10 protein-coding genes and 4 tRNA genes are annotated in these 13,842 nt (G+C 39.9%); 8 read left to right on the top strand and 6 right to left on the bottom strand.

The window, feature by feature from the left end; genetic code table 11:
• Window positions 1–52: 52 nt before the first annotated feature.
• From gltX to I8T81_RS01570, 7 genes are all read left to right on the top strand, one after another.
• Entirely contained in the window at window positions 53–1,561 is a 1,509-nt protein-coding gene (gene gltX, locus I8T81_RS01600) for a glutamate--tRNA ligase (RefSeq protein ID WP_004705162.1), read from the top strand.
• A gap of 57 nt (window positions 1,562–1,618) precedes the next feature.
• Window positions 1,619–1,694, top strand: a tRNA-Ala gene (locus tag I8T81_RS01595).
• A gap of 25 nt (window positions 1,695–1,719) precedes the next feature.
• Window positions 1,720–1,795: transfer RNA gene (locus I8T81_RS01590), tRNA-Glu, on the top strand.
• Window positions 1,796–1,930: 135 nt separating this feature from the next.
• The gene (locus I8T81_RS01585) at window positions 1,931–3,349 is read left to right on the top strand and encodes an amino acid permease (protein WP_198071978.1); all 1,419 of its coding nucleotides are present in this window, start codon (window positions 1,931–1,933) and stop codon (window positions 3,347–3,349) included.
• Window positions 3,350–3,464: 115 nt separating this feature from the next.
• On the top strand, window positions 3,465–4,349 hold the full coding sequence (locus I8T81_RS01580) for a PGAP1-like alpha/beta domain-containing protein (protein WP_198071977.1): 885 nt from the start codon (window positions 3,465–3,467) through the stop codon (window positions 4,347–4,349).
• A gap of 134 nt (window positions 4,350–4,483) precedes the next feature.
• Window positions 4,484–4,559, top strand: a tRNA-Glu gene (locus I8T81_RS01575).
• An 88-nt stretch (window positions 4,560–4,647) separates the two neighbouring features.
• Window positions 4,648–4,723 (top strand) — tRNA-Glu (locus I8T81_RS01570).
• 95 nt (window positions 4,724–4,818) lie between these two features.
• Here the strand turns inward: I8T81_RS01570 and I8T81_RS01565 are convergent.
• Window positions 4,819–5,766, bottom strand: coding sequence for a hypothetical protein (locus tag I8T81_RS01565; RefSeq protein WP_198071976.1), 948 nt, complete (start codon window positions 5,764–5,766; stop codon window positions 4,819–4,821).
• Between the two features lie 273 nt (window positions 5,767–6,039).
• On the opposite strand from I8T81_RS01565, the gene I8T81_RS01560 reads away from it, so the two are divergent.
• The gene (locus tag I8T81_RS01560; RefSeq protein ID WP_198071975.1) at window positions 6,040–6,378 is read left to right on the top strand and encodes a zinc-ribbon domain-containing protein; all 339 of its coding nucleotides are present in this window, start codon (window positions 6,040–6,042) and stop codon (window positions 6,376–6,378) included.
• Window positions 6,379–6,396: 18 nt separating this feature from the next.
• Here the strand turns inward: I8T81_RS01560 and I8T81_RS01555 are convergent, their stop codons facing one another.
• The 5 genes from I8T81_RS01555 to I8T81_RS01535 form a co-directional block, all read right to left on the bottom strand.
• A complete protein-coding gene (locus I8T81_RS01555; RefSeq protein ID WP_077168917.1) occupies window positions 6,397–7,353 on the bottom strand; it encodes a cation diffusion facilitator family transporter in 957 nt (318 codons plus the stop codon).
• A 130-nt stretch (window positions 7,354–7,483) separates the two neighbouring features.
• The gene (locus I8T81_RS01550; protein ID WP_198071974.1) at window positions 7,484–10,642 is read right to left on the bottom strand and encodes an efflux RND transporter permease subunit; all 3,159 of its coding nucleotides are present in this window, start codon (window positions 10,640–10,642) and stop codon (window positions 7,484–7,486) included.
• Window positions 10,632–11,840 (bottom strand): efflux RND transporter periplasmic adaptor subunit, encoded by a 1,209-nt coding sequence (locus I8T81_RS01545; protein ID WP_198071973.1) that lies wholly within the window; start codon window positions 11,838–11,840, stop codon window positions 10,632–10,634. The genes I8T81_RS01550 and I8T81_RS01545 overlap by 11 nt, the downstream gene beginning before the upstream one ends.
• A complete protein-coding gene (locus I8T81_RS01540) occupies window positions 11,840–13,249 on the bottom strand; it encodes a TolC family protein (RefSeq protein ID WP_019458436.1) in 1,410 nt (469 codons plus the stop codon). The genes I8T81_RS01545 and I8T81_RS01540 overlap by 1 nt, the downstream gene beginning before the upstream one ends.
• A 57-nt stretch (window positions 13,250–13,306) precedes the next feature.
• Window positions 13,307–13,702: a cation efflux protein, CzcI-like gene (locus I8T81_RS01535; RefSeq protein WP_025465216.1), complete on the bottom strand. Its 396-nt coding sequence runs from the start codon at window positions 13,700–13,702 to the stop codon at window positions 13,307–13,309.
• Between the last annotated feature and the right edge of the window lie 140 nt (window positions 13,703–13,842).

Raw genomic sequence — 13,842 nt, 5'->3', positions numbered from 1 at the left:
TACTGGGCTTTTTCGTTATAATAGTTTCAATTTTTATTTTGACCCATAATCTATGAAAGTTCGTACTCGTATTGCACCCTCTCCTACTGGTTTCCCTCATGTTGGTACTGCCTACATTGCCTTATTTAACATGTGTTTTGCGAAACAACATGGCGGGGAATTTATTTTAAGAATTGAAGATACAGACCAACTTCGCTCTACGCCAGAATCTGAAAAAATGATTTTAGATTCATTACGTTGGTTAGGTTTAAACTGGTCTGAAGGCCCAGATGTAGGTGGCCCTCATGCACCTTATCGTCAATCAGAACGTATGGGAATTTATAAGCAATACGCGTTAGAACTTGTTGAAAAAGGTCATGCTTTTTACTGTTTCGCGACAGCAGAAGAACTAGATCAAATGCGTGCCGAGCAGCAAGCTCGTGGTGAAACACCAAAATATGATGGTCGTGGTTTAAAGCTTTCTCAAGAAGAAGTTACTCGCCGCCTTGAAGCAGGTGAACCTCATGTCATTCGTATGAAAGTGCCAGAAGAAGGCGTATGTAAATTTAATGACTTATTGCGTGGGGAAGTAGAAATTCCTTGGGCACAAGTCGACATGCAAGTCCTTCTTAAAACTGATGGTTTGCCAACTTACCATTTAGCCAATGTAGTTGATGACCATTTAATGGAAATCACTCATGTATTACGTGGTGAAGAATGGCTTCCATCTGCACCAAAACATCAGTTGCTTTACCAATACTTTGGTTGGGAAATGCCAACACTTTGCCATATGCCATTGTTACGTAACCCAGATAAATCGAAGTTATCTAAACGTAAAAACCCAACATCAATTAACTACTACCGCGATATCGGCGTTCTACCAGAAGCCTTACTCAACTATTTAGGCCGTATGGGCTGGTCAATGCCAGATGAGCGTGAAGTATTTACCCTGCAAGACATGATGGATCACTTTGATATTCAACGTGTATCTTTAGGTGGTCCAATTTTTGACGTCGAAAAACTCAATTGGTTAAATGGTCAATGGATTAAAGGCTTAACACCAGGCCAACTATTAGACCGATTACTTACTTGGAAAAGTGATCGCAACACTTTAGAAGACATTGCTGCGGCTATTCAACCACGTATTAATTTACTTTCTGAAGCTGTGAATTGGGCTGGTTTTTACTTTAACCATATGCCACAAATTACAGCCGAAATGTTTGAAAGTAAAAAATTGACTCAAGAACAAGTTCGTCAAAGCTTACAATTTGCAATTTGGCGTCTTGAAGGTCAATTTACTTGGAATAATGACACGGTTAGCCAAACCTTAATGGACTTGGCAAATCAGATGGGCATTAAATTACGTGACTTTATGCCAGCGTTCTTTATTGCAATTGCTGGTTCAACCAGTTCAACACCAGTGATGCAATCGATGGTTACGATTGGTCCTGATTTAACCTTTGCTCGTTTACGACATGCATTAGAAATTGTGGGTGCACCGAGCAAAAAAGAAGTAAAAATCTGGGAAAAGCTCAATGAAAGCTTAAAATTGCCGAAAAATGAAGCAACTAGCGAAGCTTAATTCATTTTTTTGTTGACGTGTGAGCGCATTAACCCTAATATTGCGCTCACACAAACTGGGGCCATAGCTCAGTTGGTAGAGCGCTACAATGGCATTGTAGAGGTCAGCGGTTCGATCCCGCTTGGCTCCACCAAGATCCTTTGTGTTTGCCTCATCAAGTCCCTATCGTCTAGAGGCCTAGGACATCGCCCTTTCACGGCGGTAACCGGGGTTCGAATCCCCGTAGGGACGCCATTTTCTATTAGAAAAACTCATTTTAAAGACTCTTTCGTCATCTTCCTGTCTATTCTTTGACACCTTCTTGATTGCACATTTGTCTATTTTATCTAAAATAGCGTCTTTCTCAAATTCTCTCAATGTGTATGTAATATGCAGCCATCTGACAATCAACTAGATGCTCAGCATCAGAACAGTACTGCACCTTTAAAAAGAGCCATGAGTACTCGCCACCTTGTGATGTTATCGCTCGGGGGAGCAATCGGTACTGGTTTATTTTTGGGTTCAGGGGAAGTCATTTCACAAACTGGACCTATTGGCGCAATTATTGCCTACATTCTTGGGGGCGCGATTGCTTACATGGTTATGCTCTGTTTAGGCGAGCTGGCTGTCCACATGCCTGTATCTGGCTCTTTTGGTGCATATGCTCAAAAGTACATTAGTCCAAGTACAGGTTATATGATTTCATGGATGTATTGGCTAACATGGACAGCAACGCTAGGAACCGAGTTTACTGCTGCAGCTCTACTGATGCAGGAATGGTTTCCACAAGTCTCAATGTGGATTTGGACACTGATTTTTGCCATTACGATTTTTGGACTCAATATTAGTTCAACTCGAGTATTTGCTGAGTCTGAGTTCTGGCTAGCACTGGTTAAGGTCGTTACCGTTATTGCCTTTATTGTGCTTGGATTATTAGCCATTTTTGGTTTAATTCCTTTTCATGGCGCTCAAACTGCTCCTCTATTTAGTAATTTAACTGCCCAAGGCTGGTTCCCACACGGTTTCCTTCCTATTTTTACGACCATGCTGATTGTGAATTTTGCGTTCTCTGGAACGGAACTGATTGGTGTGGCTGCTGGCGAAACTAAAGATCCTGCTCAGAATGTTCCTAAAGCGATTAATGCTGCGATCTGGCGTCTTCTTATTTTCTTTGTCGGCACCATTATCGTGATTAGCGCATTACTTCCTTTCCAGCTTGCAGGCTTAAGCAGTGAAAGTGTAAGTAGCAGCCCTTTTGTTACTGTATTTAATTATATTGGCATTCCATATGCTGACGACATCATCCGTTTTGTAATTATTACTGCTCTACTTTCAGCTGCCAATTCAGGTTTGTATGCGGCATCACGCATGATGTGGTCTTTATCAGAACAAAAGCTTCTTCCAAGTGTATTTTCAACTCTTTCAAAAAGCGGAACACCTATTGTTGCTTTAGTAGTAACTATGTTTGGTGCAATTCCCGGTTTATTGTCAGAACAATTTGCACCTGAAACCATCTTTAAAAACTTACTCGGTGTTGCAGCTTTCACCATGGTTATTGTCTGGATGAGTATCTGTTTAAGTCAGTTCAATTTCCGTAGGCAGTGGTACCGAGCTGGGCATACAGTTAAAGATTTAAAATATGCAGCGCCGTTATTTCCTATCGTTCCAATTTTAGGTTTTCTTTTCTGCTTTATTACCTGTTTAAGTATGGCAGCAGATCCTCAAATGCGAGCTGGTTTTGTAGGTTGCTTAATTTTTACTGCTTTATGTTATGTGAGTTACTTTATTTTTTATCGTGACAAAGCTTAAGTGCTTGTAATTAAAAGTGTAGCAAAAAGCTACACTTTTTTTTGCCTAGACACTGGCTTTATAGAACCTGCCGTTGTAGATTAAAATTCATATTAAAAACAATTCTTTGCCTACAATGAAAATTATATTTATCCACGGGATGAATCAGCAGAATTACACAGCACATAGCTTAAAGGAGCATTGGCTAAAAGTATTTAAACTGGGCTTAAAACAATTACATTGTAGAGTTAATTTAAGAGATCTACATATACATATGCCATTTTATGGCGATTTAATGACGAAATATCAATTATCCAATCAATTAGACCTAAACACCTTACTTCCAAAATCTTTTAACTTTCACTTGCCTATCCACTTAAACCAACACCCCCCTACACTTAAGGAACATACTCCTTTTGTTCCTCAGCTTCCGCTTTCCCCAGATCAACCAGCAGAAAGCTTATCAGAACGCCTATATCTAACCTCTCAGTTAGTAAAAGACCGTGTTCTTAAGGAAATGGTGGTCCTTTTAAATAGTTTTCCAAAACTACACGAGAGCTTAATTCAACAATTCTTAATTGAAACGTATATGTATTTATCAAATCCTGATTTTATGCATGAAGTTCACCAAAGAATTTTAAAACAAATGCACAATGATGAAGACTGCATTGTAGTTGCGCACTCTTTAGGTTCTGTGATTGCATTTCACTTATTATCAGATCCGGCTTATCATTTTTCAGTACAACGCTTTGTTACCTTGGCTTCACCACTTTCTTTTCGGGTAATCCAAAGTAAACTTCCCATTCCGATTGAACGACCAAAATGCCTCAATGGTGATTGGTATAATTTCTACTCAAAAGATGATTTTTTAACTGCTTTCCCGTTAAGTGAAGCACCTTTTGATTTTACCCCGCCCATCATTAATCAAGAGATTTTTACTTTTGCTAACCAGCCCCATGAAATTGTTGGTTACTTACAGCATCATGAAGTTATCAAAGCCATTATTGAACCTTTTCAATAAAAATAAGCCATAAATGCCTATATTTTCTACAATTTGAGTTATTTTTAAGCGCTTGACCATTTTTTTTAATATTTCTTCAGAAAACTATTTGACACTTTTATTAAATCGACCTAATATACGCCCACCTCTGAAACGTCCCTATCGTCTAGAGGCCTAGGACATCGCCCTTTCACGGCGGTAACCGGGGTTCGAATCCCCGTAGGGACGCCACTAAATTCGAGGAAAAGCAAAGATTAATTATTTTTGTCGAGAATTTAGGTAAGCAGTTTACTGCACACAGGTAACTAGCCTCATATAAGTCCCTATCGTCTAGAGGCCTAGGACATCGCCCTTTCACGGCGGTAACCGGGGTTCGAATCCCCGTAGGGACGCCAAATTCTAAAAAGCCACTGCATAATGACAGTGGCTTTTTTCTTATCTAAAAAAAGTAGAAAAAGCTGATCATCAACCAGCTTTCCATCATTTTAATTTAATTCGCAATTCCAACTTGAACTTCAAGACGACCTGATTGAACTCGCAAACCTTTTATTTCAAACTGATCTACCAATTGCTGTACAAGCTCACGGCTTTCTCTCAAAATATTAAGTCCCGGTAAAATACTAAAGTCGGTTAAGTTTAAAAGCTTCTCGACCATCCATGAACGGTTATTAATGAAGTCAATAAATCCTGCCTGTTCAAGGTCAATAAACCACATACGGTGACCATCACGCTGAATGCCTGGAATATCACGAATCAAATGATTAATTAGCGATGGTATAGGTAACATGTTAATCACTTCAAAACCAACTCGTCCAATTCGACGCACAGCCCAATTCGACAAAGTTCCCCCATGACGAATTTGCACATCTAAGCTTTCATCCATTTGGCGTAAGCGTAAAAATTTTTCTTGCCCAATTCGACATTCCAACACACGGAAATCTAAACTAAGTCGATATATAAAACGGTGATAGTGTCCATCTATTTCAACCTGAAATCGATCGTTCCCACACTGAACTTTAATATCATCAATTTCTGAACGATCTATTCGTTTACGAATTTGACTGTTTAACAGCATTTCAGGCAAATATAAATTCAGCGTGCTTTTACCTAAAAAGGTACGTGCCATAATTAAGGCAACTTGCCGCGCAGTTTCGCTCGTTTCAGACACCATGTCTCTAACAGTTCCAGCTGCCAGATTGGTCATGCCAACAACCCCTCTCTTTGTATGAGTTGTTACATGATCTAAAGCATCTAAAGCTGCATCTGCAACCTCTGCAAGATTACGTGTCGTATCACTAGCAAAGCCAACTGCATCATGAGCATGTTGCAAGGTCTTATGCAGCAATCGGCGTGAGAATGACAGTTTTATAGGGTCAGGGGCCCCTGAAACTGTTGATGTCGTTCTAGGCTCCGACTTATTGTCATCTTCTTGACCCAAGTCCCTCTCCTTTTTATATTTCTTTCACATCCTATTAATCAGCTTTTCAGCTCATTCCCAGTGTTGAACACACTTGGTTTTTATCTAGATTAGCATGCTCTACAGTATTATTTTAACTTTTATGTGTACGCATAAATCATCATTTTTTTATATATGCTTGTTTCAAAAAAGTATTTTATATCTCATTTTCACATCACTTTTCTAAAGCCCTACAAATTTTTTCCTTTCTCTGCATTTCCGTTAGAATAGATTCAAATTTAATGTGGAGCTGTCATGCAATATCGTTGCCCTCAATGTCAAAGTGTTAAAATTATGCCTGTAAGCCAAGGTGTTAACAGTGCCAAGCCTGTTGTGCCTAAGAGCTTAGTGATTTTAGTTCCTGCCATTTTTGTACTATTACTCTTGGTTGTGATTAGTATTTTTATGTGGATTTTTGGCAATGGTGCAGGCACTTCTCTACAAATTGCAACGGTCGTTATTTTTGTTGTGACTTTAGGGGCAGGTTTTATGTTCTGGCGTGATCTGCCTGACTTTAAGTTGTCCATGCAAGCATTTATGCAGTCACAAAAACACTGGAAATGTCGTGACTGCAATCACGAATGGGAAATTTAAAAAATTATTCACATCAGCTTAGTGCTGATGTGAATGTTCTTTGTCAGTCTCATCATGTTCATGTGAAGCATGTTGAGCAATATGCTGGCAATTGATCTCGGCATCATCTTCAATTTGCAATGTCACTTCGCCAATACCATGCTCATGGGAAAGCATTTCAACAGCATCTTGATAGAGCTTAGTACGGTCAGCGTCAGGTGCAAATAAATGCACAGTTAAATGGATGTTTTTAGACGTAATCGCCCATACCTTGAGTTGGTGAATACTTTCAACACCATTTAAAGACAGTAAATCAGCACGTAACTTTTCAATATCGACTTCTTCGGGTACACCTTCGAGCAAAATATTAATACTTTGTTTGAGCAAAACCCATGTTCTTGGTAATACCCAAAAACCAATCAGTACCGCAATAATCGTATCGACCCAGTACCAGTTGGTAAAGTAGATCACAACTGCACCAATAATAACGCCAACCGAGCCTAGCGCATCACTCAAAACCTCTAAATAAGCACCTTTGACATTTAAGCTGTTATTAGCACTCGACATGAGGATTTTCATTGAGATGAGATTAATCACTAAACCAATGGTTGCTACAATGAGCATGCCCACACTTTGAATTTCAGGTGGCTTAGAGAAGCGGATATAAGCTTCATATAAAATATAAATCGCCACCACGAACAGCATGAGCGCATTAAATAATGCAGCCAGAATTTCAAAGCGCTGATAACCAAAAGTACGTTTATTATCGGCTGGGCGCTTCGCGATCTGAATTGCAACCAAAGCAATTGCCAGAGCAGCAGCATCAGTAAACATATGCGCAGCGTCAGAGAGTAATGCCAAACTTTGCGTGATTAAACCAGCTACGACTTCAACAATTAAAAATGTTGAAGTCAGTGCTAAAGCAATCATTAATTTCTTAGCATTACCTTCAGTCACTACAGCATGACTATGATCATGACTATGTTGTCCACCCATTTTGCGGACTCCTTATTATTTATCTTTATGGAGAGGTAAAAGTAACAATAGATACATTTTACTTTTACCTCTTTCAAATACTTTTTTGAATTGACGCTGTCATCAAAAAAGATATCTCAAAACGATGACATTATGAATGCTCAGCGCTTTTTGCTTTGCTTTCATTCATCCATCGATAAATGACTGGTAATAAAACCAAAGTTAATATCGTAGATGAAATAATGCCACCAATTACAACCGTTGCCAAAGGTCGTTGTACTTCTGCTCCGGTTCCTGTCGCTAAGGCCATCGGAATGAAACCAAGTGAAGCTACGAATGCTGTCATTAATACTGGACGTAATCGTAATACCGCTCCTTTCCAAGTTGCCGCATGAACATCTAAAGTTGTTCTTAGCTCTTTAATAAATGTGAGCATGACCAGACCATTCAATACAGCAACACCCGATAAAGCGATGAACCCGACCCCAGCAGACATGGAAAGTGGAATATCCCTCAACCATAAAGCTACTAGTCCACCGGATAAAGCGAAAGGAACACCACTAAATACCAGTAAGCTATCTTTAAAATTACTAAATACAGCCATCAGCAACACAAAGATCATGATGAGTGCCATAGGTACGACGATTTGCATTCTTGCAGTAGCAGAAGCAAGATTCTCAAACTGTCCGCCATAGCCTAACCAATAACCGCTAGGTAGCTTTTGCTGTGATAGCTTGCTTTGCATTTCTTGTACAAAAGACCCAAGGTCCCGATCACGCACATTTGCTGTCACAACAACACGGCGTTTACCATTTTCACGACTTACTTGAGCAAGGCCTAAAATATTCTCAACCTTAGCAACGTCTTGTAACTGGATCAAACCACCGTTTGGTAAGCGAATCGGTAACTGGGCTAACTGCTGAGGTGTACGCATGTTTTCCTGTAGGCGGATCACAAAATCGAAACGTCTATCACCCTGTAAAATTTGTCCTACACTCTGCCCACCAATGCTGGCAGCGACAATATCCTGAATCGATTTAACTGATAATCCGTATTGGGCAGCCAAAGCGTGATCAACATCTACATTCAGTAATGGTAAACCGTCAGTCTGTTCAACTTTGACTTCACTAGCACCTTGAATACTACGTAATTGTTGAGCTATTTTCTCTGCTTCCTGATTGAGGACCTGCATATCGTCCCCAAAAACTTTCACGCCAATATCACTACGTACACCTGAAATAAGCTCATTAAAACGTAGTTCAATTGGTTGTGAGAATTCACTGTTATTACCAGGAATCTGGTTCACGAATTGCAGCATTCTGGCACGCAATTCATCTATTGTTTCTTTAGGGTTTGGCCACTGATCGTGTGGTTTTAATAGCACGATACCATCAGAAATATTAGGAGGCATCACATCTGTAGCAACCTCGGCCGTTCCTGTTCTTGCAAAAATGGCTTTAATTTCGGGAAAAGCTTTCAATAACTGCTTTTCCACATTCTCCTGAATCTTAAGTGATTCCTCGATACCAGTACTCGGTGCACGCATGAGTTGCAATGCAAAATCACCTTCACTTAACTGAGGCGCGAACTCACTTCCTACTCTTGTTGCAACTGCACTTGTTAAAATCAAGATGCTGACCGCTGCTGTGACAACAACATATCGGAAGGCATATGCTTTATCGAGTAAGCCTGCATAACCTTTTTTCAAGGTCATCATCCAACGGCTTTCTTTTTCCTTCACTTCCCCCGTAACAAACAAAGCGACAGCAGCCGGCACAAAGGTCACAGATAGAATAATTGCTCCCAATAGCGCTAGGACAACGGTCATTGCCATAGGATGGAACATTTTTGCTTCTACGCCTGTCAGAGCAAAAATTGGCAGGTACACGACCATAATGATGATCTGACCAAATATTAGTGGGCGTCGTGCCTGTTTAGCTGCAAGGAAGACCTCTGTAAAACGTTCTGAACGTGTTAATAAACGACCTTTTAAATGCTGTGCTTCAGCTAAACGCCGAATACAGTTTTCAACAATAACAACTGCCCCATCCACAATGATCCCGAAGTCTAAAGCTCCTAAGCTCATGAGGTTAGCACTGATTTTTTGTTCTGCCATACCCGTTAAGGTAAAAAGCATTGCCAAGGGAATAATACAAGCGGTGATTAAAGCGGCTCGAAAGTTTCCTAAAAAAATGAAAAGGATAACAATGACTAAAATCGCCCCTTCAATCAAATTTTTGGCTACCGTTTTAATCGCTTTATCTACGAGACTACTACGATCATAGACTGTTTCAATCACAACACCCTGTGGGAGTGATTTTTGAATTTCTTGAACTTTCTGATCAATCGCTTTGGCAATCGTTTTACTGTTTTCCCCCATCATCATCATGGCGATACCTAAAACAGTTTCCTGTCCATTATAGGTAGCACCACCAGTACGCAAGTCATGACCAATCGATACTGAAGCCACATCAGCAACCCGTATAGGTAAACCGTTTTTAGTTGCGACCGTAACGTTCTGAATGTCTTGTATCGACGTCAGCATACCCGGAACACGAACTGTGAGTTGCTGACCATTCTCTTCAATAAATCCAGCACCGCGGTTTTCATTGTTATTTTGAAGCGCATCCTGTAAGTCGGTGAGTGGAATCTGCAACTGCTGTAACCGCGTCAGATCTGGTGAAACCACATAGGTTTTGTTATATCCACCAATACTATTAACCTCGGCTACCCCTTGTACGCGTTGTAACTGAGGACGAATAATCCAGTCTTGAATTTCACGTAGATCCATCGCGCTATAGGCTGAACCATCTGCTTTTTTGGCATTTGGCTCTGCTTTTACCACCCATTGATAAATCTCACCCAGTCCAGTTGAAATTGGAGACATTTGTGGATCAATGCTATTGGGTAAAGCACTCTTAGCCTCTTGTAAACGCTGGTTAATCAGCTGTCTTGCCCAGTAAATATCTGTACCATCTTTAAAGATAATCGTGACCTGAGAAAGACCATATCTGGAAATTGAACGCGTCTGTTCCAGATTTGGAATACCAGACATGGCATTTTCAATCGGATAAGTGATCCTTTGCTCAACTTCAGGTGCCGTAAAACCATTGGCCTGACTATTGATTTGTACCTGCACATTGGTGATATCTGGCACGGCATCAATTGAAAGTTTCTGGTAGCTATAAATTCCAACACCAATCCAAGCAATAACAAACATCATGACCCAGATGGCATTTTTAATTGAAAACTGAATGATCCGATCAAACAAACCTTCAGCCTCTGGCAAATCAGGTTTATTAATGTCCATGCTCAGCCTCCCCTTTTTCAAGTTCGGACTTGAGCAAGAAACTACCTTGAGTCACATATTGCTGCTTTTCAGTAATTCCGGATTTAACCTCGACCCATTGTGCATCTGAAGAATAATTGCCTAACTCTACGGTAACTGGAGCGAAATGAATTTTGTCCTTCTCCTGTTTTGCAACAAAGACCACATTCTTTCCATCAATCTGTTGTACCGCTACCTTGTTTACCCGTAATACCATCGCTGCATTATTTTGTTTCAATAACACGTTGACCATTAAGTTAGGACGTAATTCTTTTGAAGGTGTCAGCACCTTGGCCCGAACCTGTAATCGACCAGTTTGACTATCCGCTTCTGACGTTAAACTTTGTACCTGCGCTTTGAAAATATTGTTCGTTTGCAGTGATTTAAATTCAATTTCCTGATTAGGCTGAATATTGGTATTTGTACTTGGTAACACAAACTCAACCCATAGCTGATCTAGGCGATCAATCACAAATAATTGTTTTTCAGGGCCAATTTGCTCACCAATAACGATATCTTTATTACTAATTACACCGCTTAAAGGCGCCGTTAAAACATATCGACCGCTACTTGAACGATTCGCTCCCAAGGCACTTAAACGGCTATTTGCAGCTTGTACCTGAATTTGTGCCTGACGATAAGCATTGTAAGCACGCTGATAATCTTGACGTGCTGAAACACCTTGTTCCCACAATTGCTTTTCACGTTGATAATCTTGCTGAGCTAATGTGAGTGCTTCTTGTGCCATGCTTAAGTTAGCTTGTTGATCGACCAAATCTGGTACAAATAAAGTCGCAAGCGCCTGACCCTTTTCAACTTGTTGTCCCAGCGCAACATTTACACTATCCACTCGTGCAGAAAAAGTAGAAGAGACATGTGCTTGCTGGTCTGTATTTACGACAAGTTTGGCAGGATAAGAAAGACTCTGCTCAACTTCTCCACGTCCTACTTGCTCTAACTTCACACCATATTCAACCAGTTGCTTAGAAGTCAGATTTAAACTTCCTTCCTCTTTTTCAGACTCACTATGGCCTGCTTCACCTTCTGTATGTCCTTCTTCACTTTTCTCAGTATTAGGCTGTTTTTTCCCTGAGAAAAATAACCAAGCACTTATAACAAGACAGACTATCAGGAGCAAAATAGCAATAAGCCATTGGTTTTTCATTTTTTTAACTGACATTACTCTGCCCCTCCAACTGTCGGCAACTTATAAGTGTCTTGCCATAAATTTTGATTGATTTGATTTAATGCATCCCCAGCCATCACCATATTAGGATCGATCCCGAGAGCTAAACTTTCTGCTTCAATTGCTTTTTGCCAAGCAGATTTAAGTAGTTGAACTTTTTTCAACCTTTGTTCTTGTAATTGCAAGGTAGATTGCTGAACATCAGTAATTGCAAATTTACCGACTTTGAAACCAAGCAACATTTTCTCCTGTACCGTTTCTGATAAAGGAATCTGCTGTTCATTCATCAAGTTATATTGCTGCTTTAAACCAGCCAACTCGTACTGTAAGGTGCGTATAGAATCTAAGCTTTGCTTTTTATAAAAACTTTGCTGCTGAGCAATTAAATCAAGTTTGCTTTGAGCAATTTTCAGGGCATATTGTTGACGATTAAAAATATTTAAGGGAACTGCAATACCTACTCGAATCTGATTTTCAGTACTATTTGTATCTGCAGTTTTACTACGAACCACACCCATATTTACCGTAGGCGTAGGGCGATTTTTTGCTTTTAAATAATTAATTTCAGAATTTTGCTGTATTGCTTGAAGCCGCATGGACTGTTCTAACAAATTCTGTTTTAAGTATTGATCGATATCACCTTCATTTTTTAAAGGCCAAGCACTTTTGATATCTGGACGTAAGGTGAAGTTATCTTCCGTCTCACCCCATAAGTTCGCCAGTTTTCGTTTGGCACTACTCAGTGATAATTCAACTTCTTGATATAAACGCTGATTTTCAACATGCGTCATTAAAGTCCGGTCTAAATCAACCTGAGCAATACTGCCTGCTTGAAAGCGTAAACGCGTAGCATCAAGAAAGTTTTGACTTGTTCTTAACTGAGCTTTTGCAACCTCATGTTGAAGCTCTAAAATTGATACTTGTGACCATAAATATTTAACAGCCAACTTGAGTTGAGCCTCATACAAAACCTGATTTAACTCAACTTGATTTTGCTGGACAGTTGCTAGTTTTTTTGCCGCGGAGCGTACACCAAAAATATCTAGCTTTTGGGAGATACCAAGTTCAAGCTCCTGATCTTTTCCAGAGTTAAAACCCGTTTGCTGTACTGAAACAGTAGGATTTTCCCATAGCTGGCTCTGCTTGATATTACTGTCTGCAATATCTTGTTGAGCTTGCCAAATTCCTGTTTGAGTCTGAAACTGCTTAACCTGATCTAACACTTGGTCGAACGTTAAAACATTCTGTACGCGCTGCGCTTGAGTGTTCTCAGCAAGATTTTGATTTGAACTAGCAGCAGTTGTTATCACACTAGCTGAAAGTGCAACAGCAACAACTAATGATTTAAGTACCCAAGATGAACTCAGACTAACGAAACGTTTTTCGTATAAAAAAATAGACATAAAATAACCCTATGAAATAAATAATATTTCTGGTGGGCTAATTTTCGGCTACCCCACCTATAGCAGGGTTAAAACAGGAGGCGGATCTTGTTTAGAGATATGAGGGGACTTATAGGAATTGGACCAATAGTATTGTTGTTTGAGCTCAGATGATCGCATTAACGGTGAAACAATTTTTTCTTGCGCTTCTACAATCACAACATGAAAACATGAAGGTAAATGATCATGATGATCAGACAAGTTCAAAGGAGCTTTGTGAGTGGTCCCTGCGACGTCAGTCTTTTCAGTATGGCTATGCTGTGAAATTTCATAATTCAACGCTGCATGATGACCAAAATGATGCAATGCTTTTTCCTGATTTTCATGGGCGCAGAATGCCGCTGCCACATTCCATAAACTTTGGAATATGAGCAAACAGAACAAGACGGACATAAAAAGTGCAGAACGTGGCAACAGCACACCATTAAACTAAAAAGTTGAACAAGGGCACTATAGCAGGCTCATCGCATGTAATAAAATTACATCTCTGAATGCCAACATAGAAACAATACCGAATAACTTGGATTAAAGATAAATAAGCCATTAAAAATGTT

Source organism: Acinetobacter seifertii, from assembly GCF_016064815.1.
GTDB classification, from domain to species: domain Bacteria; phylum Pseudomonadota; class Gammaproteobacteria; order Pseudomonadales; family Moraxellaceae; genus Acinetobacter; species Acinetobacter seifertii.
Note: the sequence above shows the minus strand (reverse complement) of the source record. Positions and strands in the feature narration are given on the sequence as shown.